This is a genomic window from Flavobacterium piscinae (assembly GCF_004122145.1).
Classification (GTDB): Bacteria; Bacteroidota; Bacteroidia; order Flavobacteriales; family Flavobacteriaceae; genus Flavobacterium; species Flavobacterium piscinae.
Genome location: NZ_SBKQ01000008.1, coordinates 23,246 through 47,871 on the forward strand (window position 1 = coordinate 23,246; position 24,626 = coordinate 47,871).

General features: G+C 34.3%; 24 protein-coding genes and 1 other RNA gene. 10 read left to right on the forward strand and 15 right to left on the reverse strand.

Features of this window, described 5'->3' with window-relative positions:
* Positions 1-10 precede the first annotated feature (10 nt).
* Entirely contained in the window at positions 11-1,900 is a 1,890-nt protein-coding gene (gene yidC, locus EQG68_RS08620; RefSeq protein WP_129464411.1) for a membrane protein insertase YidC, read from the forward strand.
* 58 nt (positions 1,901-1,958) lie between these two features.
* Here yidC and EQG68_RS08625 read toward each other — a convergent pair whose 3' ends face one another.
* Positions 1,959-2,933, reverse strand: coding sequence for a fasciclin domain-containing protein (locus EQG68_RS08625; RefSeq protein ID WP_129464412.1), 975 nt, complete (start codon positions 2,931-2,933; stop codon positions 1,959-1,961).
* A gap of 419 nt (positions 2,934-3,352) precedes the next feature.
* Between EQG68_RS08625 and EQG68_RS08630 the strand changes: the two genes are divergently transcribed.
* Genes EQG68_RS08630 through EQG68_RS08640 form a run of 3 tightly spaced genes read left to right on the forward strand, consistent with a single transcriptional unit; the run spans position 3,353 to position 6,290 of the window.
* Positions 3,353-4,099, forward strand: a complete 747-nt coding sequence (locus EQG68_RS08630; RefSeq protein ID WP_187347464.1) for a toxin-antitoxin system YwqK family antitoxin — start codon at positions 3,353-3,355, stop codon at positions 4,097-4,099.
* 35 nt (positions 4,100-4,134) lie between these two features.
* Positions 4,135-5,322, forward strand: coding sequence for a tRNA 2-thiouridine(34) synthase MnmA (mnmA, locus tag EQG68_RS08635; protein ID WP_129464413.1), 1,188 nt, complete (start codon positions 4,135-4,137; stop codon positions 5,320-5,322).
* Between the two features lie 29 nt (positions 5,323-5,351).
* Positions 5,352-6,290, forward strand: coding sequence for an NAD(P)H-dependent flavin oxidoreductase (locus EQG68_RS08640; RefSeq protein ID WP_129464414.1), 939 nt, complete (start codon positions 5,352-5,354; stop codon positions 6,288-6,290).
* Here EQG68_RS08640 and EQG68_RS08645 read toward each other — a convergent pair.
* The 4 genes from EQG68_RS08645 to truA all read right to left on the reverse strand — a co-directional run bounded on the left by EQG68_RS08645 (position 6,287) and on the right by truA (position 10,977).
* The gene (locus tag EQG68_RS08645) at positions 6,287-6,838 is read right to left on the reverse strand and encodes a hypothetical protein (RefSeq protein WP_129464415.1); all 552 of its coding nucleotides are present in this window, start codon (positions 6,836-6,838) and stop codon (positions 6,287-6,289) included. The genes EQG68_RS08640 and EQG68_RS08645 overlap by 4 nt on opposite strands.
* A 136-nt stretch (positions 6,839-6,974) precedes the next feature.
* Positions 6,975-8,363, reverse strand: a complete 1,389-nt coding sequence (gene lpdA / locus EQG68_RS08650; protein ID WP_129464416.1) for a dihydrolipoyl dehydrogenase — start codon at positions 8,361-8,363, stop codon at positions 6,975-6,977.
* Positions 8,364-8,491: 128 nt separating this feature from the next.
* Entirely contained in the window at positions 8,492-10,240 is a 1,749-nt protein-coding gene (locus EQG68_RS08655; protein WP_129464417.1) for an ABC transporter ATP-binding protein, read from the reverse strand.
* Complete coding sequence (gene truA, locus EQG68_RS08660; RefSeq protein WP_129464418.1) at positions 10,237-10,977, reverse strand: tRNA pseudouridine(38-40) synthase TruA; 741 nt, start codon at positions 10,975-10,977, stop codon at positions 10,237-10,239. The genes EQG68_RS08655 and truA overlap by 4 nt, the downstream gene beginning before the upstream one ends.
* Before the next feature lie 168 nt (positions 10,978-11,145).
* Here truA and EQG68_RS08665 point away from each other — a divergent pair, with 168 nt between their 5' ends.
* Complete coding sequence (locus tag EQG68_RS08665; protein ID WP_129464419.1) at positions 11,146-11,643, forward strand: metallophosphoesterase family protein; 498 nt, start codon at positions 11,146-11,148, stop codon at positions 11,641-11,643.
* Here the strand turns inward: EQG68_RS08665 and EQG68_RS08670 are convergent.
* The 4 genes from EQG68_RS08670 to EQG68_RS08685 form a co-directional block, all read right to left on the reverse strand.
* On the reverse strand, positions 11,640-13,388 hold the full coding sequence (locus EQG68_RS08670) for a sensor histidine kinase (RefSeq protein WP_129464420.1): 1,749 nt from the start codon (positions 13,386-13,388) through the stop codon (positions 11,640-11,642). The two genes, EQG68_RS08665 and EQG68_RS08670, sit on opposite strands and share 4 nt — an antisense overlap.
* A complete protein-coding gene (locus EQG68_RS08675) occupies positions 13,381-13,686 on the reverse strand; it encodes a hypothetical protein (RefSeq protein ID WP_129464421.1) in 306 nt (101 codons plus the stop codon). Before EQG68_RS08675 ends, EQG68_RS08670 begins: the two co-directional genes overlap by 8 nt.
* A gap of 2 nt (positions 13,687-13,688) precedes the next feature.
* Positions 13,689-14,351: a response regulator gene (locus tag EQG68_RS08680; RefSeq protein ID WP_129464422.1), complete on the reverse strand. Its 663-nt coding sequence runs from the start codon at positions 14,349-14,351 to the stop codon at positions 13,689-13,691.
* Positions 14,352-14,535: 184 nt separating this feature from the next.
* Positions 14,536-14,949 (reverse strand): DUF4293 family protein, encoded by a 414-nt coding sequence (locus EQG68_RS08685; RefSeq protein WP_129464423.1) that lies wholly within the window; start codon positions 14,947-14,949, stop codon positions 14,536-14,538.
* Positions 14,950-15,123: 174 nt separating this feature from the next.
* On the opposite strand from EQG68_RS08685, the gene rho reads away from it, so the two are divergent.
* A complete protein-coding gene (rho, locus tag EQG68_RS08690) occupies positions 15,124-16,845 on the forward strand; it encodes a transcription termination factor Rho (protein WP_129464424.1) in 1,722 nt (573 codons plus the stop codon).
* Between the two features lie 70 nt (positions 16,846-16,915).
* Here rho and tpiA read toward each other — a convergent pair whose 3' ends face one another.
* The 5 genes from tpiA to EQG68_RS08715 all read right to left on the reverse strand — a co-directional run bounded on the left by tpiA (position 16,916) and on the right by EQG68_RS08715 (position 21,157).
* Positions 16,916-17,668, reverse strand: coding sequence for a triose-phosphate isomerase (tpiA, locus tag EQG68_RS08695; RefSeq protein ID WP_129464425.1), 753 nt, complete (start codon positions 17,666-17,668; stop codon positions 16,916-16,918).
* A complete protein-coding gene (locus tag EQG68_RS08700; protein WP_129464426.1) occupies positions 17,668-18,168 on the reverse strand; it encodes a TlpA family protein disulfide reductase in 501 nt (166 codons plus the stop codon). Before EQG68_RS08700 ends, tpiA begins: the two co-directional genes overlap by 1 nt.
* Positions 18,169-18,380: 212 nt before the next feature.
* Positions 18,381-19,457, reverse strand: coding sequence for an ABC transporter permease (locus tag EQG68_RS08705; protein ID WP_129464427.1), 1,077 nt, complete (start codon positions 19,455-19,457; stop codon positions 18,381-18,383).
* Between the two features lies 1 nt (position 19,458).
* Complete coding sequence (locus EQG68_RS08710; RefSeq protein WP_129464428.1) at positions 19,459-20,565, reverse strand: BT_3928 family protein; 1,107 nt, start codon at positions 20,563-20,565, stop codon at positions 19,459-19,461.
* 46 nt (positions 20,566-20,611) lie between these two features.
* Positions 20,612-21,157, reverse strand: coding sequence for a DUF1599 domain-containing protein (locus EQG68_RS08715; protein ID WP_129464429.1), 546 nt, complete (start codon positions 21,155-21,157; stop codon positions 20,612-20,614).
* An 85-nt stretch (positions 21,158-21,242) separates the two neighbouring features.
* Here EQG68_RS08715 and folP point away from each other — a divergent pair, with 85 nt between their 5' ends.
* Together folP and EQG68_RS08725 are read left to right on the forward strand one after the other, a co-directional pair.
* Positions 21,243-22,067, forward strand: coding sequence for a dihydropteroate synthase (gene folP, locus EQG68_RS08720; RefSeq protein WP_129464430.1), 825 nt, complete (start codon positions 21,243-21,245; stop codon positions 22,065-22,067).
* Between the two features lies 1 nt (position 22,068).
* Entirely contained in the window at positions 22,069-22,785 is a 717-nt protein-coding gene (locus EQG68_RS08725) for a hypothetical protein (RefSeq protein WP_129464431.1), read from the forward strand.
* A gap of 149 nt (positions 22,786-22,934) precedes the next feature.
* Here the strand turns inward: EQG68_RS08725 and rlmH are convergent, their stop codons facing one another.
* On the reverse strand, positions 22,935-23,408 hold the full coding sequence (gene rlmH / locus EQG68_RS08730) for a 23S rRNA (pseudouridine(1915)-N(3))-methyltransferase RlmH (RefSeq protein ID WP_129464432.1): 474 nt from the start codon (positions 23,406-23,408) through the stop codon (positions 22,935-22,937).
* A gap of 61 nt (positions 23,409-23,469) precedes the next feature.
* On the opposite strand from rlmH, the gene EQG68_RS08735 reads away from it, so the two are divergent.
* Together EQG68_RS08735 and rnpB are read left to right on the forward strand one after the other, a co-directional pair.
* Entirely contained in the window at positions 23,470-24,258 is a 789-nt protein-coding gene (locus EQG68_RS08735; protein ID WP_129464433.1) for a DUF3667 domain-containing protein, read from the forward strand.
* Positions 24,259-24,281: 23 nt separating this feature from the next.
* Positions 24,282-24,603: RNase P RNA component class A (gene rnpB / locus EQG68_RS08740), an RNA gene on the forward strand.
* The last annotated feature ends 23 nt before the right edge of the window (positions 24,604-24,626 follow it).

Genomic DNA, 24,626 nt, shown 5'->3' on the forward strand with positions numbered 1-24,626 from the left:
AAGTAAGTAAATGGAAGAAAAAAAATTAGACTTAAACTCGATCATCGGATTCGGATTAATATTCCTAATTCTGATTTGGGTCATGTACAACAGCCAACAAAACGAAGCAAAAGAAAGAGCTAAAAAGGCTCAACAAGAACAAGTTGAGGCCAAAGAAAAACCTACTTCAACAAAAGTTGCAAAAACAGAAATAAAAGCGGTTGAACCGGTTTCTGACTCAATTCAAGCTGCTCAATTACAAAGTAGCTTAGGGTCTTTTGCTTATTCGGCTTCACTTCCTTCAGCAAAGAATGAATTCACAACCGTTGAAAATGAAGTTTTGCGATTAAAAATTGCCAACAAAGGGGGTTACATCGTTGAGGCAGAAATGAAAGAATTTGAACAATTCCGTAAAGGTTCCGGCAAAAAAGTGCATTTGATTAAAGATGGCAATGCCGATTTTAACATTGAATTAAAAACCAACGATAATCGTACGTTAAATACTAAAGACTTGTTTTTTGAACCTACTTTGTCTAAAGAAGGAAATAACCAAGTCGTTTCATTAAAATTAAAGGCAGGAAATAATCAATACTTAGAGTATCGTTATGTATTGAAACCAAACGAATACATGCTTGATTTTGCCATTCGTTCCCAAGGTTTAAATACGGTTTTAAACACATCCAATCCGTTAAATTTAGATTGGAAAATCAAAACCTATCGCAATGAGAAAAGTGTAACTTACGAGAACCGTTATACAGAGCTTATTTTCGAATATGAAGGTGGAAAAGACGATTATTTAGGTCAAAGTTCTTCAACCTCGGATGAGCCAGTGGACGTATCGTATATTGCATTTAAACAACATTTTTTCACTTCAGTTTTATTGACTGACACTGCTTTTGAAAAAGCAGTTGTAGTTTCGGAAAATCTAGTGAAAGACGAAGAAAAAGATACTTTGTTTACTAAGCAGTTTAAAGCAACTGTTCCTCTAGCTTTCAAAAATGGAGAAGTAAATTACAATATGAATTGGTATTACGGACCGGCTGATTACCATATTTTAAACAAATACGACAAAAATTTAGATGAAATCGTACCGTTAGGTTGGGGGATTTTCGGTTGGATAAACCGCTATATATTTATCCCTACTTTCGACTTGTTGATTGGGTTTTTACCTTACGGAATCGCCATTATTATCTTAACCATTTTGGTACGAATTGTCATGTCGCCTGTTACCTATAAATCATATCTTTCCCAAGCAAAGATGAAGGTTTTGCGTCCGGAAATTCAGGAATTAAGTACCAAATTCGCAAAAGACCCGATGAAGAAGCAACAGGAAACCATGAAATTGTATTCCAAGGCGGGGGTGAACCCTATGGCAGGATGCTTACCGGCTTTATTACAAATTCCTGTTTTCTATGCCTTGTTCAGTTTCTTCCCGTCGGCAATAGATTTAAGACAAAAAAGTTTCTTGTGGGCAGATGATTTATCTTCATTTGATTCGATCATCAATTTACCTTTTTACATTCCTTTTTATGGTAACCACGTGAGTTTATTCCCGATTTTAGCTTCTGTTGCTATTTTCTTTTACATGAAAATGACAACCGGAGACCAAGCGATGAGCACTCCTCCACAAGAAGGCATGCCGGATATGGGTAAAATCATGAAAATTATGATTTATATTTCTCCGTTAATGATGTTGTTTTTCTTTAATAATTTTGCATCTGGCTTGAGTTTATACTATTTTATTTCAAATACGATCACGATTGGAATTATGTTAGTCATTAAAAATTACATCATCGATGACAAAAAGATTCACGCTCAAATTCAAGAGAACAAAACGAAGCCTAAAACCATGAATCGTTTCCAACGCAAAATGCAGGAAATGATGGAAGAGGCTGAAAAGCAAAAGAAATTGAAGAAATAGGCTATAAAAAAAGCTCCGATAACTTCGGAGCTTTTCTTTTTCATAACAATTTTTAATATTAGTTTAAGTCGGGTACCAATACATTATTTAATACGTGTATAACACCATTAGCAGCTTGAACATCGACGGCTACAATTCCCATTGTTCTGCCAGAACCATCAGTAATATTGGCGATATTGCCATTTGTTCCCGGTAGAGTGATATTCAAATTTTGACCTTGTAAAGAAGGAGCTGTTGTTGTACCATTAGGAGTCAAATCGCTTGATCTCACATTTCCTCCGGCAATTACGTGATGTGTCAATACAGCGGTTAACTGTTCTGATGTTAAAGAAGCAACTACACCTGGAAGATCATTATCTAAAGCAGCAAAAGCATCGTTTGTAGGTGCAAAAACTGTAAATGGTGCTGGAGTTGTAGATGAATTTAATGTTGGAACTAATCCTTGTGCAGTTAAAGCTCCCGCTAAAGCAGAGAAATTTGGATCAGCTGCAGCAAAAGTAACTACAGTAGGTAAACCAATTACTGCATCTACTACATGGACCACACCATTAGAAGCAATAATATTTGGTGTCACAACATTAGATACACCATTCAATCTTACGCCAGGTGAGGTACTCACATACATACTTAAATTTTTGTTTGCTTCACCGTTGTAAGTCGCTGATGTGTTAATGTATCCAGTTGATAACTGTGAGGATTGAACACTACCTGAAACAACGTGGTTTAATAATACTTGTCTTAATACGTCAACATCAACGTTGTTTACGTTAACACCCGATCCTAAACCAGCGAAGAAAGTGTCGAAAGCTGCATTGGTCGGAGCAAAAACAGTTAATTGAGTAGTTCCATCAACAGCAGCAACTAAACCTGCACGATCTAAAGCTTGTACCAATGTACTTAAATCCGGAGTACGAGAAGCAATGGCAGCAATTGTATTGCTTTGTGGCGGATTTGAATCATCATCGCTACAAGATAAGGTAGCTATTGCTAAAAAAGCAAATAATACTGATTTTAAAAATTTTCCATTTTTCATAGTTATTGAGTTTTTTATTGTTCGGTACAAATATAGAAATATTTTTTAATATTGTTTAACTATTTATTAAATAAGATAAACAATATATGATTTTTTAATGTCTAATATGAACATGATATTTTAATTAAGACCTTGTTTTATATGGTATTTTTACGAATTGTTTAATCTCTTTGTTAAGGTTATTTTTGTTTAATTTTAACAAAAAATTAATAAACATTATAGTTTTAAAGTAATTTTGTTTATGCTATTTTAAATCAAATAGTATATAAAGTCATCATTGTTTAGTTAGTATTATTCATGTATTTATTAAATAAGAAAATAAATTAAGCAGATTTAAATTTGTGCATTTTCAAACAAAATATGTTTTTGTTATACTATTTTTGTTCTTGTTTAGTTTTATTAATAAAAATAATATACACATGAGTGGTCAATTTTTTAAAAATAATGTTTTAATTATTTTTCTTATATCATCTGCAATTTTTGCTCAAGACAGAATAAATCAACTCGATGCAAACGGGAACAAACATGGCATTTGGAAGGGTTACTATGAAGACACCAAAAACCTCAAATATGAAGGTGAGTTTAAACATGGTAAAGAAGTGGGTGTATTTACTTTTTATGACAATACTAAAGTTAAAAAAGTGGTGGCTACACGCGATTTTTCTGCGAATGATGGTTCATGTTACACCATTGTTTTTAATGGAAAACACAAAGTAAGTGAAGGAAAATTAGTTAATAAAGTCCATGAAGGAGAATGGAAGTTTTATCATCTCCGTTCGGATACCATTATGAATTTAGAGAATTATAAGAATGGAAAATTACATGGTATTAAAAAAGTATTTTACAACACCGGTTTAATTGCTGAAGAATCAAATTACATTAACGGAATAAAAGACGGACCTTATAAAAAAGTGGCGGAAAACGGAATCGTTTTGGAAGAATCGTTCTTTAAGAATGGTCAATACCACGGACAAGCTATTTTTAGAGAAGCGGCGGGTGGAAAATATACGGTTGGGGAATTTAAAAACGGAAAATCAGTTGGTATTTGGAAATTTTACGAAAAAGATAAGCTCGTGAAAGAAGAAAACCGTAGCGAAAAGAAAAAAGCTAAACCAAAAACTCCTGCAGGTGAGGCCAAAAGAAAAGTTAAAGCACAGAAACAGTAATTTCAGAAATAACTACCTTTGCAAAAATTGTTGAAATGAAAAGAGTAGTAGTCGGACTTTCCGGCGGAGTGGATTCCAGTGTTGCGGCGTATTTATTGAAAGAACAAGGGTACGAAGTTATCGGGTTGTTTATGAAAAATTGGCACGATGATTCCGTGACAATCTCTAACGAATGTCCGTGGTTGGAAGATTCCAATGATGCTCTTTTAGTGGCCGAAAAACTCGGAATCCCATTTCAAACCGTTGATTTAAGCGAAGAATATAAAGACCGAATCGTGGACTATATGTTCAAAGAATACGAGAACGGTCGAACGCCAAACCCTGATGTACTTTGTAACCGCGAAATCAAATTTGATGTATTCATGAAAATAGCCCTTTCGTTAGGAGCTGATTATGTGGCAACCGGACACTATTGCCGCAAAGGAATTCTTGAAAAAGACGGAAAAGAAATCTATCAATTACTAGCAGGAATTGATAACAATAAAGATCAATCGTATTTTTTATGTCAGTTATCACAGGAACAATTGTCAAAATCGTTGTTTCCGATTGGCGAATTAACGAAACCACAAGTTCGGGAAATTGCTTCAAAATTGGATTTAATTACTGCCGAAAAGAAAGATTCACAAGGGTTATGTTTCATTGGAAAAGTAAGATTACCTGAATTTTTACAACAACAATTACAACCCAAAGAAGGCATTATTATCGAAATTGATAAAAATGACCCCATTTATTCTATAGATAAACCAACTTTTGAATCGTTAGAAGAGCAATTGAATTTTGATTCGCAACCCTACCATTATTTACCAACCATGGGGAAAATCGTTGGCAAACACCAAGGAGCACATTATTTTACCATCGGTCAACGCAAAGGATTAAATGTGGGGGGTACAAAAGAAGCCTTATTCATCATTGCCACTGATATTGAAACCAATACGATATATACCGGACAAGGTCAAACGCATCTGGGATTATTCAGAAAAACATTAAAAGTTCAACCACAAGAAATTCATTGGATACGAGAAGATTTACGATTAAATAATGGAGAAACGATGGAAGTCATGGCTCGAATTCGATACCGCCAAGCTTTACAAAAAGCAACGTTGCATCAATTTGAAAGTGGATTATTTGTAGTTTTCGATGAACCACAATCTGCCATCACCGAAGGTCAATTTGTGGCTTGGAATAGTAAGGATGAATTAGTAGGTTCGGGTGTAATTTCGTAAATTGGTCTTTTCTTTTTAATTCAATTTTAATGAACAGAATAACATCTCTATTTAATATACAATACCCAATTATTCAAGGGGGAATGATTTGGAACAGTGGATATAAATTAGCCAGTGCCGTGAGTAATGCCGGTGGTTTAGGATTAATTGGAGCCGGTTCGATGTATCCGGATGTTTTGCGTGAACATATCCAAAAATGTAAAAAAGCTACTGATAAGCCTTTTGGCGTAAATGTACCGATGTTGTATCCCAACATTGAAAAAATCATGCAAATCATTGTGGAAGAAGGAGTGAAAATTGTTTTCACATCAGCCGGAAATCCGAAAACGTGGACACCTTTTTTAAAGGAAAAAGGAATTACGGTGGTGCATGTGGTAAGTAGTTCAAAATTTGCCTTAAAAGCCCAAGATGCCGGTGTAGATGCCGTTGTTGCAGAAGGTTTTGAGGCGGGTGGACACAATGGAAGAGAAGAAACAACCACCTTAACATTAATACCGATGGTGAAGGAAAATATTACCATTCCGTTAATTGCAGCGGGTGGAATTGCAACCGGAAGAGGAATGTTAGCCGCTATGATTTTGGGTGCGGATGGTGTTCAAATGGGAAGTCGTTTTGCGGCTTCTGTTGAAAGTTCAGCTCATGAAAATTTTAAGCAAACCATTATTGATACCCAAGAAGGCAACACTTTGGTTACATTAAAAGAATTAGCTCCTGTTCGTTTGATTAAGAATAAGTTTTTTAATGACTTGCAAGAATTGTATGCAAAATGCCCTACCACCGAAGAATTAAAAGAATTGTTAGGACGAGCCCGAGCCAAACGCGGTATGTTTGAAGGTGATTTGGTAGAAGGCGAATTAGAAATCGGTCAAATTGCCGGATTAATTCACGATATCAAACCGGTGAAAGAAATCATTGATTCGGTGATGGAAGAATTTGAGTTGGCTAAGAAAGAAGCGGTAATGCTTTAAAAAGTGTAACCAATTCTTGCATGTAAATCAACAGCTGCACCTGATCTGTCGCCTCGGTATTCTTCAAAATAAATAGCATAACCAATCCCAAAACCGGCTTCGTAATTAAAATTGGAATTTCCAATATTTCTTTTAATTGCCCATTTTGGAATAATCGATAGTGTACTGATTACATTAATATTATCCACTTTAGAAATATAAAACCAATCTGGACTATAAATAAAATTTAAAGCTAGGAAATTGGAACTGTTATTTTTTATCGAACGACCTTTTTCAACTCGTTTATCTAAATTATAATGCCATCTTGGCTCCATTCGGATTGATGGAATAAAAAGTGAAGTAACATCATCGTTATTATTTGTTGCCAAACCTAAGTCCATACCAATTTCAGAACGTAAACTAAATTTGTTTGCCAAACGAGTCTCGTTAGTTATCCAAGCTCCGAAAAGTCCGGTTTGAATGCCAAAAATATTTTTTTCAACACTATTATCTTGGGCATTTCCCACAAGATTAAACAACAAAATGATAGCGATAATTATTCTTTTCATTTCTCCAATTTTTCTTACGGCTACAAATATATTATTAAAAAGTATTATTAGAATATAGTTTTTTCAAATTTGGATTTTTTTCATAAAAAAACCGTCCAACTTAAAATTGAACGGCTTATTATTTTGAAAAATATTATTAAAGATGAATCACTTCGCCATACGCATCTGCCACAGCTTCCATTACCGCTTCACTCATAGTAGGGTGTGGGTGAATCGCTTTTAAGATTTCGTGACCGGTTGTTTCTAATTTACGGGCTACAACAGCTTCGGCAATCATATCGGTTACGCCGGCACCAATCATGTGACAACCTAACCATTCACCATATTTGGCATCAAAAATAACTTTTACAAAACCGTCCGGAGTTCCGGCTGCTTTTGCTTTTCCGGAAGCGGTAAATGGAAATTTACCCACTTTTAATTCGTATCCTTTTTCTTTCGCTTGTTTTTCAGTTAAACCTACTGATGCAATTTCAGGGGTAGCATATGTACAACCCGGAACATTGCCATAATCAATTGGTTCAACGTGGTGTCCGGCAATTTTTTCAACACACAAAATTCCTTCTGCGGAAGCCACGTGAGCTAACGCTTGTCCGGGAGTAACATCGCCAATGGCATAATAACCAGGGATATTGGTTTGGTAATAATCATTTACTAAAATTTTATCGCGGTCAACAGCAATTCCAACCTCTTCTAAACCAATGTTTTCAATGTTGGTTTTAATTCCAACTGCAGATAATAAAATGTCAGCTTCTAAAACTTCTTCGCCTTTGGCTGTTTTTACAAAAGCTTTTACACCATTTCCGCTTGTGTCAATTCGTTCAACAGAAGAATTGGTCATAATTGAAATGCCGGCTTTTTTCAACGAACGTTCGAATTGTTTTGATACATCTTCATCTTCCACCGGAACAATGTTAGGCATGAACTCCACAATGGTTACCTCTGTTCCCATGGCATTATAAAAACTCGCAAATTCAACACCAATGGCACCTGAACCCACGACAATCATTTTCTTAGGTTGTTCCGGCAATGTCATGGCTTGACGGTAACCAATTACTTTTTTACCATCTTGCGGCAAGTTGGGTAACTCGCGAGAACGAGCTCCGGTTGCAATGATGATATGATCGGCACTGTATTCAGTTACTTTACCATCGGCAGCGGTAACATCAATTTTTTTGCCCGGTTTTATTTTTCCAAAACCTTCGATGACATCAATTTTATTTTTTTTCATCAAAAATTGAACCCCTTTACTCATTCCATCTGCCACTCCACGGCTACGGTTGATAACGGCTCCAAAATCTTTATCGAATTCTTTTACGGTCAATCCGTAATCAGATGCATGTTTCAGGTATTCAAATACTTGAGCCGACTTTAAAAGAGCTTTGGTCGGGATACATCCCCAATTTAAACAAACACCGCCTAAACTTTCTTTTTCAATAACGGCTACTTTAAAGCCCAATTGCGAGGCACGAATAGCAGTTACATAACCACCCGGACCACTACCTAAAACAATAATATCGTATTTCATTATCTATGGATTTTTTCGTAATTACAGTTTGCGAATTTAATGATTTAATATGTTTTTAAAAAGTTTTTTGATAAACAGTTTTCGGTTGTCCGTTGTCTGTTTTCGGATAACTGACAACAGACAACTTTCTAATGTTCCGTTACAAATTGCGAATCGTATAAATTTTTATAAAATCCTTTTTCGTTTAATAAGAGTTCAGCATGTTTGCCTTGTTCAACGATTTTTCCTTTATCCATCACAATAATTTTATCGGCATTCACAATAGTAGCAAGGCGGTGTGCTATAACAATGGAAGTCCTTCCTTTGGTTATTTTTTCTGTCGCTCTTTGAATTAATTCTTCAGAATACGTATCGATAGAAGAGGTAGCTTCGTCCAAAATTAAAATACTCGGATTGCTCACATAAGCACGAAGAAAAGCAATCAATTGGCGTTGTCCGGAAGAAAGCATCACACCACGTTCTTTTACATTATAATCATAGTCATTGGGCAAAGTCATGATGAATTCATGAACGCCAATTTTTTGGGCTGCTTCAATAACATCCTCTCTGGTAATGTTTGGATTATCGAGTGTAATATTATTCAGAATGGTGTCAGCAAACAGAAAAACATCCTGCAAAACTACAGCAATTTGCTTGCGTAAACTTTTCAATTCAAAGGTTTTAATGTCTTTTCCATCGATGGAAATGGAACCACTTTGAATTTCGTAAAATCGATTTAATAAATTAATTATGGTTGATTTTCCTGCACCGGTGGAGCCTACAATAGCGATGGTTTCGCCCGGATTGACTTCTAAATTTATACCTTTAATTACTTCTTCCTCTTCAATATAACCAAAACGAACCTCTTGAAAAGATAATTTTCCTTCAAAATGTGGAGCTTCAACCGTTCCGTTTTCCTGCACTTGGTCTTGCATATCTAAAATGGCAAAAACACGATTGGCGGCTATCATCCCCATTTGCATCTCGTTGAATTTATCGGCAATTTGTCGAAGCGGGTTGAATAACATCCCAATCAACATCGTATACGTAAATAAATCTCCAAAAGTGGTGGTTGTTTCTCCTCCAATCAACGATAAACCACCAAAATAGACCACAAAAGCTAAGGTGAAATAGGTAACCAAGTCGGCAATCGGAAAGAAAATAGAGTTATACCAAACTGTTTTTATCCATGCTTTATTGTGTTTGTCATTAATGACTTTAAACTTTTCATAATCAATTTGTTCTCTTGAAAAAAGTTGAACAACTTTCATTCCGGTCACTCTTTCCTGCACAAATGTGTTGATGTTTGCCACTTGTGTTCGCACTTCTTCAAATGCCGATTTCATTTTTAATTGAAAAATTCGGGTGGCATAAATTAAAATGGGCATGGCCAAAATAGCAATCCATGAAAGTTTCCAATTCATATAAAACATGACAAAAATAACAGCCACCATTTTCATTAAATCACTGATAATCATGAATAATCCTTGACTGAAAATACGAGCAATGGCTTCAATATCTGAAACGGAACGAGTGACCAATTGACCAACCGGAGAATGGTCGTAATATTTCATTTTAAACCGAAGCATGTGGTCAAAAAGCTTGATTCGGATGTCGCGAACAATATCTTGGCCTAGCCAATTGGCCCAATAGACAAAATAAAATTGCGATAGTACTTCAAGAATTAATACAATTCCCATTAATAATATATAAAACATCAAGCCCTGACTGTCATTTGTTTTGATATAATCATCAACTGTATTTTTCAATAAATAGGGACGAAGAGCGGCAAAAACAGAAAGTCCGATTGCCCAAAATATTACTCCTTTAAACCGCCATTGATAGGGTTTGGTATAGAATAAAATTCGTTTGAATAATTGAGTATCAAATGCTTTCATTCGGTGCTATAGGGATATAAAATTCGGGTTAAATAGAGTCCGTGAGCCGGTGCAGAAAACCCTGCCTGACTCCGGTTTTTACTTTCGATGATGGTTCGCAAGTCTTCCGGTTCAATTTTTCCTTGGCCAATATTGATCATAGTTCCAACGATGGCTCGCACCATATTTCGCAAAAAACGATCAGCAGTTATTGTAAAAATTAATTGGTTGTCTCTCTGTTTCCAAAAAGCATTTTTTATTTTACAATTAAATGTAAACACATCCGTATTCACTTTTGAAAAACATTCAAAATCGGTATATTCTACTAAAATTTTGGTGGCTTGGTTCATTTTTTCCAAATTTAAAGGATAAAAATGATACCAGCTTAATTCGTTAATAAAAGCATCTTTGGTGGAATGAATGAGGTATTCGTAAGTTCTTTCGATGGCATCAAAACGGGCATGAGCTTCTGCTTCAACTTCAAAAATCGAATAGATTACAATATCTTTTGGTAGATAGGAATTGAGTTTAGGGACCCAAAAATCACTATCAATTTCTTCTTCAAAATCAAAATGAGCAAACATTTCTTTGGCATGAACACCGGCGTCTGTTCGACCGGCAGCCACAATTTCAATTTTATTTTTAAGTAAAAGCGAAAGTGCTTTTTCCAAAGTTTCTTGTACAGAAACGGCATTAGGTTGTGTTTGCCACCCGTGGTAATTGGTTCCGTTATAGGCTAGTTTGATAAAGTATCTCATATTTCAATCCACAAAGATAATTGAATTGAAATTGTATCAAATTTAAGGGGTATATAATTTTACGTTAAACTTTGGAGAGATGGAAGATTGAGGATGGAAATTCACTCACGAACACAGTTTTCACTTGTAAAATCTTTGTATCTTCGTATTCCCTTGAAAATTTAAAAATTGAAAAAAATTCTTCTTCTTTCTGATACACATAGTTATTTGGATGAAAAAATTCTCAAGTATGTCCGTTTAGCCGATGAAGTCTGGCATGCCGGAGATATTGGTGATTTGGCAGTGACCGATGAAATTAAAAAATTTAAACCACTACGGGCGGTTTATGGCAATATCGATAACGACAAAGCTCGAATGGAATTTCCGATGAACAATCGTTTTTTTTGTGAAGGAGTGGAGGTTTTAATCACGCATATTGGTGGTTATCCCGGAAAATATAATCAAGCGATTCGGGAAGAACTTCGAAAAAATCCGCCAAAGCTATTTATTTGTGGTCATTCGCATATTTTAAAAGTTCAATTTGATAAAACGTTGAATATGTTACACATGAATCCGGGAGCCGCCGGAATTCACGGATTTCATCAAGTACGAACAATGCTGCGATTTGAAATTGACGGAGAACAAATTAAAGCCTTGGAAATTATAGAAATGGAAAAGAAAATTTAATGAGGAATCTGTAATTTAATGTAAACCAATGTTCCTGCATTTAGTTTTGAATTAATGGTAATTTTGCCTTTAAGGTTTTTTACACGGGCTTTAATCTGAGTAAGACCAAAACCGTCGCTGCAAAAGGTTTTTGTGCTGTCAAACCCTTTTCCGTTATCTTCTACGTTGATGATGATTTGATTATTTCGTTCTTCCAATGTGATGTAACCACTGGTTGCTTTACTATGTTTTACAATATTATTCACAAGTTCAGTGATGATGAAATAGACTTTGGTTTCAAATTCTTCGTTGTATCTTTTTTGGTTCGAATCGAAAAAGTTAAAGGTAAAATGGATAATAGAATTTGAATTTTTTTCGCATAAATCTTGTACAGCGTAGTATAAACCCAATTTCGCTAAAACAGGTGGTACTAATTCATGAGATAAATCACGTACTTGATCATGAGCTTCTTTCAAGAGTGATCTAGCTTTTAGAATTTCTTCCGGAGTTTCGCCTTTTTGCCCAACTAAATAAGCGGATAAATGCAAACCGGCAGACGAGAGTAAAGCACTAATGTTGTCGTGAAGTACTTCAGAGAGTTTTTTTCGTTCAATTTCTTGTCCGTCAATAGAGGCGTTGATGATGTTTTCCTGAATTTCACTATCTAATTCTTTGATTTTGTTGCGTTGTTTTAATTGTAAGTTTTGATAAAAGAAATAAAACAACACCAAACTGAACCCAAATAAAGCTACAAATATGAAAATGATTTTTCTGTTTCGACTTTGTCTTTCTTCCAGTTGTTTCGATTTTTCTTTGAATTCATCCTCAACCTTTTCAATGATGTATTTAGTTTCTATTTCACGTATTTTATCATTTAGGTTTTCATTGTATAACATTTTACTATAATCCAAGGCTAAAGAACTATTGAAATTAGCACGTTTGTAATCGCCCAATTGTTCATAGGCATAAACTAGATTACTATATAATTCTACATAGTCAAAAGTACTTAAATCATCTTTGAAATCTTTTTTTATTTTTTCGTATGTATCAGCCCCTTTTTTAAAATCATTTTCAAATTGCATGTAGTAATATCCGTAATTACTTAATGATGAGATGATTAGTTTTTTGTTGTTTATTTTAATGGCATAACTATAACTACTATCTAAATAAGATTTAGCCATTGAATGCTTATTAATCAATGTGTAATAAACAAAATGATTATTATAACTGCCAGCAATCCCAAAAGGCGAGTTGACCAATTTGTCCAACTCAAATTTCTTTTTCATGTAAATATATGAGCTGTCAACTTTATTTACAGTGTGTAGCCTGAAAAGATTCTGATAAATATTTTTAAGAGAAGCGGTGTCTTTTTCTGTTAAAGCTATACGTTTTGCTTTGTAATAATTTTTAAAAGCTTTTAAAGTGTCACCGATAATAGAATAATGTGTTGCAATTTGTTCGATTATTTCTGCTTTACCACGTAATTTGTTTTTTTCAGAAATAGACAAAGCCTTGTAAAGTGTACCTAGCGATTTGTCGTGATCGTTTAGAGTTCCATAAAGTTTTGATTTACGAACAGAAATTTTACAGAAATCTTGATATTTTTTTTGATTTAAATATTCTTCAGATTTGTTTTTCGCATAATTTATAGCTTTTGTTAATTCTTTTTTTTCAGAATAATAATCTATTGAATCAATCATCGACTGACTTACAGCTATTGTTAATCCTAGAAAAAAAAAGAAAAAAAGCAAAAAAAACTTATCCATCAATCAAAATTTTCATTTTTGGTCTTATTGCAGTTCCATCACCCCAACCATTCCCTGTAGGGTCATAAATTTGTTGTACAAAAACAATTTCAATTTGACCATTGTATTGTGTGCAATTAATTGTATCAGATATATAATTTGAAGACGGTTGAGTTTGTCCTTTTTGAAGTTTGATTTCAACTGAATATACACCATCTTTTTGTGTGAAGCTAATATCACAATTATCTGGAAAGTAATAGGTTAGTTTGTAATTGTCTGTATCTATTCGTTCTGTTAAATAAGTATTTAATAGTTCCATAGTTATTGTTTGATTAAGTTATTTTTAATTGCAAATTTCACTATACCAATTGTATTTTTTACATTCAGTTTTTTGATTAAATTTTTCCGATGAGTTTCCACAGTATTTAAACTGATGGAAAGTTCTTCGCCAATTTCTTTTCCGCTGTATTCCAGAGAAATGAGTTTTAAAATTTCTAATTCTCGGTCGGTTAAATTCGTGTTGATAGAAACTTCATTGGTAGAAGGCTCAGTGCCATTTCCCGAAAAAGAACTAACAATTTTCTCTTGAATGTTTTGTGAAAAATAATCTTTTCCGGCTGCTACGCTTTCAATGGCTTCCACAATACTCTCTCCGGCACATTGTTTAGAAAGATAACCATTGGCTCCTAATTTTAAAACTTCTTTAATTAACTTAATATCGTCATAACTCGATAAAATGATAACGCGACAAGAATGTTTAGTTTGGGATAACTCTTTTAAAACTTCTATTCCATCTTTATGAGGCATATTAATATCCATGATCAAAATGTCAGCCTCATTTGATTGAATTTTATCAACCAATTCTAATCCATTTAAAGAATGCCCAACAACTTCAAATTTTGAATTCGTTTTAAGTACTGCCAACATCCCATCGATTAAGACTTGATGATCATCAGCTAAATGAATTCGTATTTTTTCAGACATGTAATTTTAAAGTTTATTTTTATGTAATGTAATATCAAATGTAGAAAAAATTACTTATAAATTATTCATTCCTTTGATAATTTATAGAATCCGTTCTATCAAAAATTTAAAAAAAAGACGATAAAAAAAATCCGAACTTCTGGTTCGGATTTTTAACGCACTAAAATAAACTAAGTTTACAGTATTATTTACGTAGTCTGCCCGACGATTTTACGAGCTTTTCATCCTTTTGAATAGCGATATTGGCTAACGCTAAAAACACGATAGAAAGTAAAGGAAGAACCAGCCCAATACCCTTCTTAGACACATACGGGTCTCCAGATAATTTTGGAGCATACAACACAAATAATAACAATAAAATTACGTTTAATATGATGTTCAATCTGCAAAGTACAAATTGATGTTGTCTTTTTCGGTAGGATATTATTGCTAATATTGACAATAAAGCACTGAAACCAAATAAAATGGAAATAGGTAAATCTCCTTGGAAATAAAAAGGAAAACCATTTTCGTCAAACCAAAGTGGTAGAAAAAAAGGAAGAATTCCTGAACATAAGATAGCACCAAGTAAATGGAGCGATTGTATTCTTTGTAACATTTTTTATTATTATAAAGGCAAAAATATATTTTCTTTTTTAATAATTGCTATTGTTTATTAAAAAATATTTGTAATATTGCAGTATAAATCTGTTTTTCTTCATTACCGCAGATAAAATATTTATAGTGTACCTCATTACATTTTCCGACTAAAAATTAACATCCTAGAACATTCATGTTTGAAATTTCTGTATTAAAAGAAATGAAGCTTGCTGAGCTTCAAGAAATTGCGAAAGCAGCCAAAACAATTAAATTCAACGGCGTAAAAAAAGATGATTTAATTCAAAAAATTATTGAAGCACAAAATAGTGTTTCAAATACTGAGAAGAAATCACCTGCCGAAGAACCTGCGTCAAAAAGCAAACGAGCACGAATTGTGGCCAATAAAGATAATAAAGAACAAGTTTCTACATTATTTTCTGAAACGGAAACAACGCCCTTGATGAAAGTTGAAGAAACGGCTGCACAAGAAAGCAAAGTTGAAACGCAATCGTCTACTCAAGATACTAAAGGCAATGATAGACCGGCGAAGTTCATCAAATCAAAGTTTGAGAAAAAGGTATTTAAAAAGAAAAATGAAGAACCGGAAGCATCCGATACAACCGAAGTTCAAACACCTCCGGCTACAGACGAAAATCAGGTATCAAATACTGAAAACCAGCCTCAACGTCAGCAAAACCAGCCTTTTCAAAAGCATCAAAATGGCAATGGAAACGGAAATGGAAACCATAATCCAAATTTTAAAAATAAAAAGACCAATTATCGAGACGCCGACTATGAGTTTGACGGAATCATCGAAAGTGAAGGGGTTTTGGAAATGATGCCCGATGGATATGGCTTTTTGCGTTCTTCGGACTATAATTATTTGGCTTCACCGGACGATATTTATTTATCCACATCACAAATTCGCCTTTTTGGTTTAAAGACCGGAGATACAGTGAAAGGTGTGGTTCGACCTCCTAAAGAAGGAGAAAAGTTTTTCCCATTAGTAAAAGTGTTAAAAATTAACGGTCATGATCCGCAAGTAGTCAGAGATCGTGTTTCATTTGAACATTTAACACCGATTTTTCCACAAGAAAAATTCAAATTAGCCGAAAAACAAGCAACTGTTTCAACCCGAATTATCGATTTGTTTTCTCCAATAGGAAAAGGACAACGTGGTATGATTGTGGCTCAGCCCAAAACAGGTAAAACCATGTTGTTGAAAGACATCGCCAACACCATTGCAGCCAACCATCCTGAAGTATATTTAATCGTTTTATTAATAGATGAACGTCCGGAAGAGGTAACCGACATGCAACGCAATGTGCGTGGCGAAGTTATTGCTTCAACCTTTGATGAACCAGCCGATCGCCACGTGAAAGTAGCCAACATTGTACTTGAAAAAGCAAAACGTTTGGTTGAGTGTGGACACGATGTTGTGATTTTATTGGATTCCATTACACGTTTGGCAAGAGCTTACAACACCGTTCAACCGGCATCAGGAAAAGTATTGAGTGGTGGGGTGGATGCTAATGCATTACAAAAACCTAAACGTTTCTTTGGTGCTGCCCGAAACATCGAAAATGGTGGTTCGTTGAGTATCATTGCCACAGCTCTTACTGAAACAGGTTCTAAAATGGATGAAGTTATCTTTGAAGAATTCAAAGGAACCGGTAACATGGAGCTTCAATTGGATAGAAAAATTTCCAATAAACGTATTTTCCCTGCGATTGATTTAACTTCTTCAAGTACGCGACGTGATGACTTATTATTGGATGAAAATACCATTCAACGCATGTGGATTATGCGGAAATATTTAGCAGACATGAATCCGGTGGAAGCCATGGATTTTATCAACGACCGATTTAAGAAAACCCGAAATAACGAAGAGTTTTTGATTTCAATGAATGATTAAACGAAATTGAATTACATAAAAAAAGTCGTCAGAAATTATTTTTGGACGACTTTTTTGTTTTGTAGAATATCTAAATTGCTAAAACAATTTTTGTAAAATCTTCACTTTTTAAAGCAGCTCCACCAATTAATCCGCCATCCACATCGGGTTTTGAGAAAATTTCGGCCGCATTTTCAGGTTTTACGCTACCTCCATAAAGAATGGAAACATCTTCGGAAACAGCATTTCCGTATTTTTTATTGATGGTATCTCTAATAAAATCGTGCATTTCTTGTGCTTGATCCGGTGAAGCGGTTTCTCCTGTTCCAATGGCCCAAACCGGTTCGTAGGCCAAAATAATATTTTTCCAAGCCGACGCTTCTAAATGGAACAAACCGTCTTTCAACTGATTTTCTACCACATTAAAATGTTGACCCGATTGACGGTCTTTTAATTCTTCACCAAAACAGAAAATGACTTCCATTTCGTGTTTCAAAGCAGTATCCACTTTATTTGCAAGCAACGCATCGGTTTCGTGAAAGTAAGCTCTTCGTTCTGAGTGTCCTAAAATCACAATATTAATCCCAACACTTTTTAACATGGAAGCAGATATTTCACCGGTAAAAGCTCCGCCTTCTGCTTGGTGCATATTTTGTGCGGCCACTTCAATGTTAGTAAATTCCAAATGATCGGCTGCTGCTGATAAATTCACAAACGTTGGAGCAACAATCACTCTTTGCTCAATATCAGTTGGAATTTTGTCAATTAATTCATTTAATAAATCTTCGGTTTCTTCTGCATTTTTATGCATTTTCCAGTTTCCTGCAACAATTTTTTGTCTCATTAGTTTAGGTTTTTTATGGTCGATATCAATTTTTCATCATCGGCTTCGATGGCTCTATACAAAGCAATTTTTCCTGTTTTATCTAAAACGATGTACCGCGGAATCCAATCTAAATCAATTGAATTGCTAAATGTTCCGCCCTTCCATTTGGATAAAATTAAATAATGTTCGCCTTTCACCGCATATTTTTCAATTCCTTTTGCCCAACTTTCGGGCGTTTTATCATACGATAAAAACAAATAAACGGCTTCCGGAAATTGTTTTTGCAACGCCTCTACTTTTGGCATTCCTTTGATGCAATCCGGACACCAAGAGGCCCAAACATCAATAACAACAGTTTTTCCTTCATATTTTTTAAGGATGTCTGAAAAGGTCAATTCAGTACCATCCACAGACATCATTTTATCAGCTAAGGCTTCTTTTGAGAATTCCGTTTTTTGAGCATTGGAGCAGGAAATCAATCCTAACGCAACAATAAAAGACACTATTATTTTTTTCATTGTTTTTATTAATTTATTTTATTTCTTTTTGCTTTGCTTTGTTTTTTTGCAACTGATTCACAGATTAAAAGAAATTTTTAAATATCTGCGAATCAGTGGCTGTTTTTTTTATACTACTTCAGAGATATGAACTGAGTTTATTTATCACACAAATTTACAATAACTCCGGAAATGAAATCCCAAAAAAGTCCTAATTAAAAACCGAAATCGTTTTAGCTTAACCTGATTTTTGGATCTAAATAAGCATATACCAAATCGACCAAAATATTAATCACCACAAAAGTTGTGGCAATCACAATGACTGAACCCATGATGACGGGCAAATCCAGATTATTCAATGCTTCTACAATTTCTTTTCCGAGCCCGTTCCAACCAAAAATGTATTCTACAAAAACAGCTCCGGCCAACATCGAGGCAAACCAGCCTGAAATAGCCGTAACGACAGGGTTTAGCGAATTTTTTAATGCATGATTTTTAATAATTTGATAGGAATTTAATCCTTTGGCTTTCGCTGTTCTGATGTAATCTTGACCAAATGTTTCTAAAAGTGAGTTTCGCATCAATTGAATCACAACACCAAGCGGACGAATTCCTAAAACTATTGCCGGAAGAATGATGTTTTTCCATTGAATGTAGCTTCCTTCGCCAAAATCATCTACTTCATACAAACTGCCTGTCATATTGAGTCTGGTGAAATGATGCCATACAAACCCAAACAACCAAGCAAACAAAATCGCACTAAAAAAGGAAGGAATGCTCATGCCTAGTGTACTAATTAGAGCAATTATTCGATCTAACCACGTGTCCTTGTATAGTGCAGAGATAATTCCTAAAAGAACCCCAATAACAATTGCAATAACAATAGCAAACAAGGCAAGAATAAAGGTATTAGGCAATGTATTTCCGATGACATCCGTCACTTTTTTACCGCTTTTCTGGAAACTTTCTCTTAAGTAAGGTGTTTTTAATACGGTTGTTGTGTTTCCCAACTTCACTAAATGAAAAGCATTGTATTTTCCTTCCGTTAAAAAAGTATAATCTTCTGGATTGGAACTATGAAAAGAAATTGGCGACAAATCATTCAAATAATACAAGTATTGTGTAGAAATCGGTTTATCAAAACCATATTTTTTCTTCACAATTGCCAATTGTTCAGAGTTTTCATTTTGATCGAGCATCATTCGAGCCGGATCGCCGGGAAGTATCGTAAATAAAACAAAAATAACCGTAATTACACCGAAAAGTGTAAGCAAAGCATAACCCATTTTATTTAGGAGATAGCGAATCAACTTAGTTTAAAGTTACTTGATCAATATCATTAAAATGTTTCTTTTCTACAATCGTTCCTTTTTCCAAAACAACAATGCTTGGGTTGGCTCTTTCAATCGTTTTTAAGGTAGTTGCATCACAGAAATAATAATCAAAACTGAATTTATATTCCGCTTTTACTTGATCTATAATCGATTTGTCTGAAGAAGTCATTCCAATTACTTTATACCCTTTTTTGGTTGCTTTTTGATAAAAATCTTCCAATTCATTCAATCCATCGTGTTCAGCTTTCGTTAAATCGTATGAAATAAGCATGATTAATTTGGGTTCGTTCAGCATATCTTCGGTATAATCACTTCCATCCAATTCTATTGTAAAATCGTGGATTGGCGGAACATAACCTTGCTTAATCAATTTATCTTTTCTGTCCACAAATTCAGCAGTTTCCGGCACTTTATTTGCCATGACATCGGCTTGTGAGAATTCGGTCTCTACACCATTTACTTTATAAATAAATAGCATTTCATATTCCGACATCGGAGCACCGGCCGGAATTTCCATTCCTTTTTGAATGTTGGTTCCCACGGCATACGCCCTGAAATCAATAAATGGCAAATGCATTAATACGGTGTATGCCATCCATAAACAAAAAATGTAAGAGGCTAAAACGGTGATGTTTAACGCTAATCGTCCAAAAAGCGGTTGAATGTATTTAATATTAATCAATAAAATTACTATCAAAGCCAACAGAACAATATCTTTTGTGAATGACTCCCAAGGTGTTAATTTTAATGCATCGCCAAAGCAACCACAATCGGTTACTTTATTAAAATAGGCAGAGTAGAAGGTAAGGAAGGTGAAAAACACAATCATCAAAAATAAACTCCAAACCGTGAATTTAGGTTTAAAACCGATGAGAAGCATAATGCCTAATACTACTTCAAAAATAACCACCAAAACGGCAATAATCAACGCGATAGGTATTAAAAACGGAAGATTCAAAACACCTTCCGAAAAATATTCTTCCAATTTAAACGAAAACCCAACCGGATCATTTAATTTGATTAATCCGGAAATGATGAATAATAATCCGACTAAAATTCTGGAAATATGTGTGATAATTTTCATGTTGATAAAGTGTCAATTAGTTAATTTGGCAATCTGTCAATTTGGTTTATTTTTCGTGGAAACCTAAATGAATTAAGGCAAAAACAGCGTAATTAATCATGTCTTGGTAATTAGCATCAATTCCTTCGGAAACCAATGTTTTACCTTTGTTGTCTTCAATTTGCTTTACGCGAAGGAGTTTTTGCAAAATTAAATCGGTTAAAGAGCTTACTCGCATTTCACGCCAGGCTTCACCATAATCGTGGTTTTTATTTTCCATCAAGGATTTGGTTTCGGTAATTTTTTCATCATACAAACGGGTGGCTTCTTCTAAACTTAAATCGGGTTGATCTACGACACCTTTTTCCAATTGAATCAACGCCATAATCGAATAATTGATAATCCCGATAAATTCTCCCGTTTCGTCTTCTTGCACTTTTCGAACTTCATTTTCCTGAAGACTTCTGATGCGTTGAGCTTTGATGAATATTTGGTCGGTTAGCGATGGTAAACGCAAAATTCGCCATGCACTGCCGTAATCTTTCATTTTGTTGCAATATAATTGTCGGCAAATGGCAATTACTTTATCATATTGTTGGGACGTACTATTCATTATTGAATTATATTTGTAAAGATTTTCAAAAATACAATTTTCAAAACAAGTAGATGCTACTTTTTAATGCCTTTTTTCAAACGATATGTTAATAAACTGCCTCGGAAATTTAATCGATTTGACCACGCCAAAAGTAATGGGGATTTTAAATGTCACGCCCAATTCTTTTTATGACGGTGGAAAATACCAACACGAAACTGAAATTCTAAAAAGGGTAGAAGTGATGTTGACTGAAGGAGCTGATTTTATTGATATAGGAGCCTACTCAAGCAAACCCAATGCTGAATTTGTTTCTGAGGAAGAAGAAGTAAATCGATTACTTCCTATTTTAAAATCGGTTTTGAAAGAATTTCCAAATACCATCATTTCCATTGACACATTTAGAAGTCAAATTGCCAAAGTTTCAATTGAAAACGGTGCAGCAATCATTAATGATATTTCTGCCGGAAGTTTAGATGAAAAAATGATGGAAACTATTGCAAAATTTCAAATTCCGTACATCATGATGCACATGAAAGGAACGCCGCAAACGATGATGAGTTTGACAACCTATGATGATATTGTCAAAGAAATGTTATTCTATTTTTCAGAAAAAGTGGTTCAAGCCAGAAGTTTCGGAATTAATGATTTGATTATTGATCCCGGTTTTGGATTTGCCAAAACAACCGAACAAAATTATGAAGTGATGCAAAAATTACAGTTATTTCAAAGTCTTGAACTTCCGATTTTAGCCGGAGTTTCCAGAAAATCGATGATTTATAAACCGCTCGAATCATCGCCCGAAAAAGCACTCAATGGCACTACGGCACTCAACATGATTGCATTGACTAAAGGAGCTTCGATTTTGCGAGTGCATGATGTGAAAGAAGCGGTAGAATGTGTGAAATTATTTTCTTTAATGAGTTTGTAAGATGAAAAAACTAACGTTACTATTTGTTGTTTTGATGATGATTTCCTGTCAAAAGGAATTGGAATTAGTGAAAGCCAATCGAACGATTGATTCAACCGTTGTAGATCATTCGCCTGTTTATATTTTTTTAGATACGAAAGGAAAAGATACGGTTGCCGAAGTGAATCGAAAAAATACCATCGGCACAACCAACTGGATTTTTCATGTGGACAAACGCCTTCCGTTGAATAGAGCAATTCCTGAAATTGTAGCGTTGCAAGAACGAAGAGACAAGGCACAATTTCATAAAAACGATGAAGCAGGAAATTTTTATTCGTACACAGACAGTGTTCAAAAAACATTGGCTTTTATTCCATTTAAAGATGTGAATTACAGCTACAACAGTTATTTTTCAACCATTTATGTAAAAGAAAATCCAGAATACCATCTTCATTTTCAAACTTTTTCAGTCAATTTTAAACCTAAAAATAAAGTTTCGGTTGATGGGAATGAGGTAGAAATGAACGAACTGTTCACTTTTTTAAAAGAATACATTGCTTTTTCCAGCGAAGGAAAACGAGTTTTAATTTATTTGAATTTTGATGAGCGACTGACCTTTAATCAGTATTTATCTAAATTAATTGAACTGAAATCACTCGAAAACGAAAGGATTACCATTTCTCCGGTTCATTTTATTTATGATAAAAAGAAATTACCGGATTGTGATTGTGGGATGTAAAGTTTCACGTTTCATGTTTCAGGTTTTTAACGCAATGTTGTCATCCCGACGAAAGAGGAATTTCATAAAGTTGAGTTGCAATCCTGATTTTGTGTCCTTTGCGAAATTCTTTGTGCCCTTAGTGGTTAAAAAAAGAAGCAAAGCGATTTTTACTGATGATGATATGGCTCATTCTTCAAAATCGTAAAACCACGATAAACCTGTTCAATAAAAAATAACCGCACCATTTGATGTGAAAAGGTCATTTTAGAAAGCGAAATTTTCTGTTGTGCTTTTTGATAAACTGTTTCTGAAAAGCCATATGGACCGCCAATTACAAAAACCAACGTTTTGATACCGGCATTCATTTTCTTTTGCAATTCGTTTGCAAATTCAATACTTCCGAATGATTTTCCGTTTTCATCCAATAGAATTAGAAAATCGGTAAGAGCTAATTTGCTCAAAATCAATTCGCCTTCTTTTTCTTTTTGCTGAGTTTCAGAAAGGTTTTTAGCATTTTTGATATCAGGGATCACTTCCAATTCAAATTTAATATAAAACGACAATCGTTTTTGGTATTCCTCCATCAACGATTGAAGATTTTTATTATCTGTTTTACCAATTGCGATTAATTTAATGTTCATGATTAAAACTTTTTTCAAATGTACAAAGTAAATTTTTTTTAAATTCGTTAAAAAAAATAACATGAATTGTAAAAATTGTCAAAAGCCATTGCTTTTAGAAGATAAATTCTGTTCCGATTGTGGTGCACAAGTAGTTACTCAAAAGTTAACTGTAAAAAAAGTAATTCATGAATTTTCTGAACGTTATTTGAGTTTGGACAACAAGTTTATTACTACTTTTAAAACGATGTTTACTCATCCTGAATGGGTTGTAAATGGTTATTTAGATGGGTTAAGAATGCGTTACGTCAATCCAATCTCCTACCTAATTATTGCCGTAACATTAAGTAGTATCAATGTGTATTTGATGCGTAATGGGTATCTTGGCGAAATTGACTATACCTCTATGTCCGGAAACCAAAAGACACCTTTTGACATGAATGAATACATGAATTCAATTTATGATTACAATAGTATTTTGATATTTTCCATTTTACCATTACTTGCATTAGTATCAAAAATTGTTTTTTATAACTATAAACAATTTAATTATGCAGAGCATAATCTGATTTATTTTTATACCTATTCACAAACTTCAATATTAACTATTTTGTTCATTCCAATAATTTTAATTTTTAATGTTGAGTATGTTTACTATTCATTCCTTTCCATTATAATCATGTTTGTATATCATTTTTTTGCGTTAAAACGAATTTTTCAATTATCACTCAAAAAAATTATTCTCAAAACACTTTTGTTTATCCCGGTTGGGTTTGCCTTTTATATGATTTTTTCGATAATTATGGTTGTGGTGGTAATAATTTATCTCATTTCATCAGGAAAAGTTAATCTACAAGATTTTGCTAAATAATGATTAATTAAGTTTATTTTTGCACTGCAGACCGCCTTATCGTCCGCCTAGGCGGAAGGAAAGTCCGGACACCACAGAGTAGCATAACGGGTAACACCCGTCCGTTCGCTCAGGCGAATGAGGACCAGTGCAACAGAAAGTATGTACAGTTCGGCTGTAGTGAAACCAGGTAAACTCTATGCGGTGAAATGCCATGTAAATCAACGTTCCGCCCCGGCGGATAAGGGCTACTCGTCCGAGGTTGAAGGGTAGGCAGCTCGATTCAATGGGTAACTATTGAACTAGATAAATGATAAGGGTTCGTTTTGGCGAATACAGAATCCGGCTTATAGGTCTGCTTTTTTTTGGTGTTGGATGAAGGGTTATTA

Coding starts and splice junctions, on each gene's coding strand:
- yidC (WP_129464411.1), top strand. CDS start 11: ATGGAAGAAAAAAAATTAGACTTAAACTCGATCATCGGATTCGGATTA.
- EQG68_RS08625 (WP_129464412.1), bottom strand. CDS start 2,933: ATGAAAAATGGAAAATTTTTAAAATCAGTATTATTTGCTTTTTTAGCA.
- EQG68_RS08630 (WP_187347464.1), top strand. CDS start 3,353: ATGAGTGGTCAATTTTTTAAAAATAATGTTTTAATTATTTTTCTTATA.
- mnmA (WP_129464413.1), top strand. CDS start 4,135: ATGAAAAGAGTAGTAGTCGGACTTTCCGGCGGAGTGGATTCCAGTGTT.
- EQG68_RS08640 (WP_129464414.1), top strand. CDS start 5,352: ATGAACAGAATAACATCTCTATTTAATATACAATACCCAATTATTCAA.
- EQG68_RS08645 (WP_129464415.1), bottom strand. CDS start 6,838: ATGAAAAGAATAATTATCGCTATCATTTTGTTGTTTAATCTTGTGGGA.
- lpdA (WP_129464416.1), bottom strand. CDS start 8,363: ATGAAATACGATATTATTGTTTTAGGTAGTGGTCCGGGTGGTTATGTA.
- EQG68_RS08655 (WP_129464417.1), bottom strand. CDS start 10,240: ATGAAAGCATTTGATACTCAATTATTCAAACGAATTTTATTCTATACC.
- truA (WP_129464418.1), bottom strand. CDS start 10,977: ATGAGATACTTTATCAAACTAGCCTATAACGGAACCAATTACCACGGG.
- EQG68_RS08670 (WP_129464420.1), bottom strand. CDS start 13,388: ATGGATAAGTTTTTTTTGCTTTTTTTCTTTTTTTTTCTAGGATTAACA.
- EQG68_RS08675 (WP_129464421.1), bottom strand. CDS start 13,686: ATGGAACTATTAAATACTTATTTAACAGAACGAATAGATACAGACAAT.
- EQG68_RS08680 (WP_129464422.1), bottom strand. CDS start 14,351: ATGTCTGAAAAAATACGAATTCATTTAGCTGATGATCATCAAGTCTTA.
- EQG68_RS08685 (WP_129464423.1), bottom strand. CDS start 14,949: ATGTTACAAAGAATACAATCGCTCCATTTACTTGGTGCTATCTTATGT.
- rho (WP_129464424.1), top strand. CDS start 15,124: ATGTTTGAAATTTCTGTATTAAAAGAAATGAAGCTTGCTGAGCTTCAA.
- tpiA (WP_129464425.1), bottom strand. CDS start 17,668: ATGAGACAAAAAATTGTTGCAGGAAACTGGAAAATGCATAAAAATGCA.
- EQG68_RS08700 (WP_129464426.1), bottom strand. CDS start 18,168: ATGAAAAAAATAATAGTGTCTTTTATTGTTGCGTTAGGATTGATTTCC.
- EQG68_RS08710 (WP_129464428.1), bottom strand. CDS start 20,565: ATGAAAATTATCACACATATTTCCAGAATTTTAGTCGGATTATTATTC.
- EQG68_RS08715 (WP_129464429.1), bottom strand. CDS start 21,157: ATGAATAGTACGTCCCAACAATATGATAAAGTAATTGCCATTTGCCGA.
- folP (WP_129464430.1), top strand. CDS start 21,243: ATGTTAATAAACTGCCTCGGAAATTTAATCGATTTGACCACGCCAAAA.
- EQG68_RS08725 (WP_129464431.1), top strand. CDS start 22,069: ATGAAAAAACTAACGTTACTATTTGTTGTTTTGATGATGATTTCCTGT.
- rlmH (WP_129464432.1), bottom strand. CDS start 23,408: ATGAACATTAAATTAATCGCAATTGGTAAAACAGATAATAAAAATCTT.
- EQG68_RS08735 (WP_129464433.1), top strand. CDS start 23,470: ATGAATTGTAAAAATTGTCAAAAGCCATTGCTTTTAGAAGATAAATTC.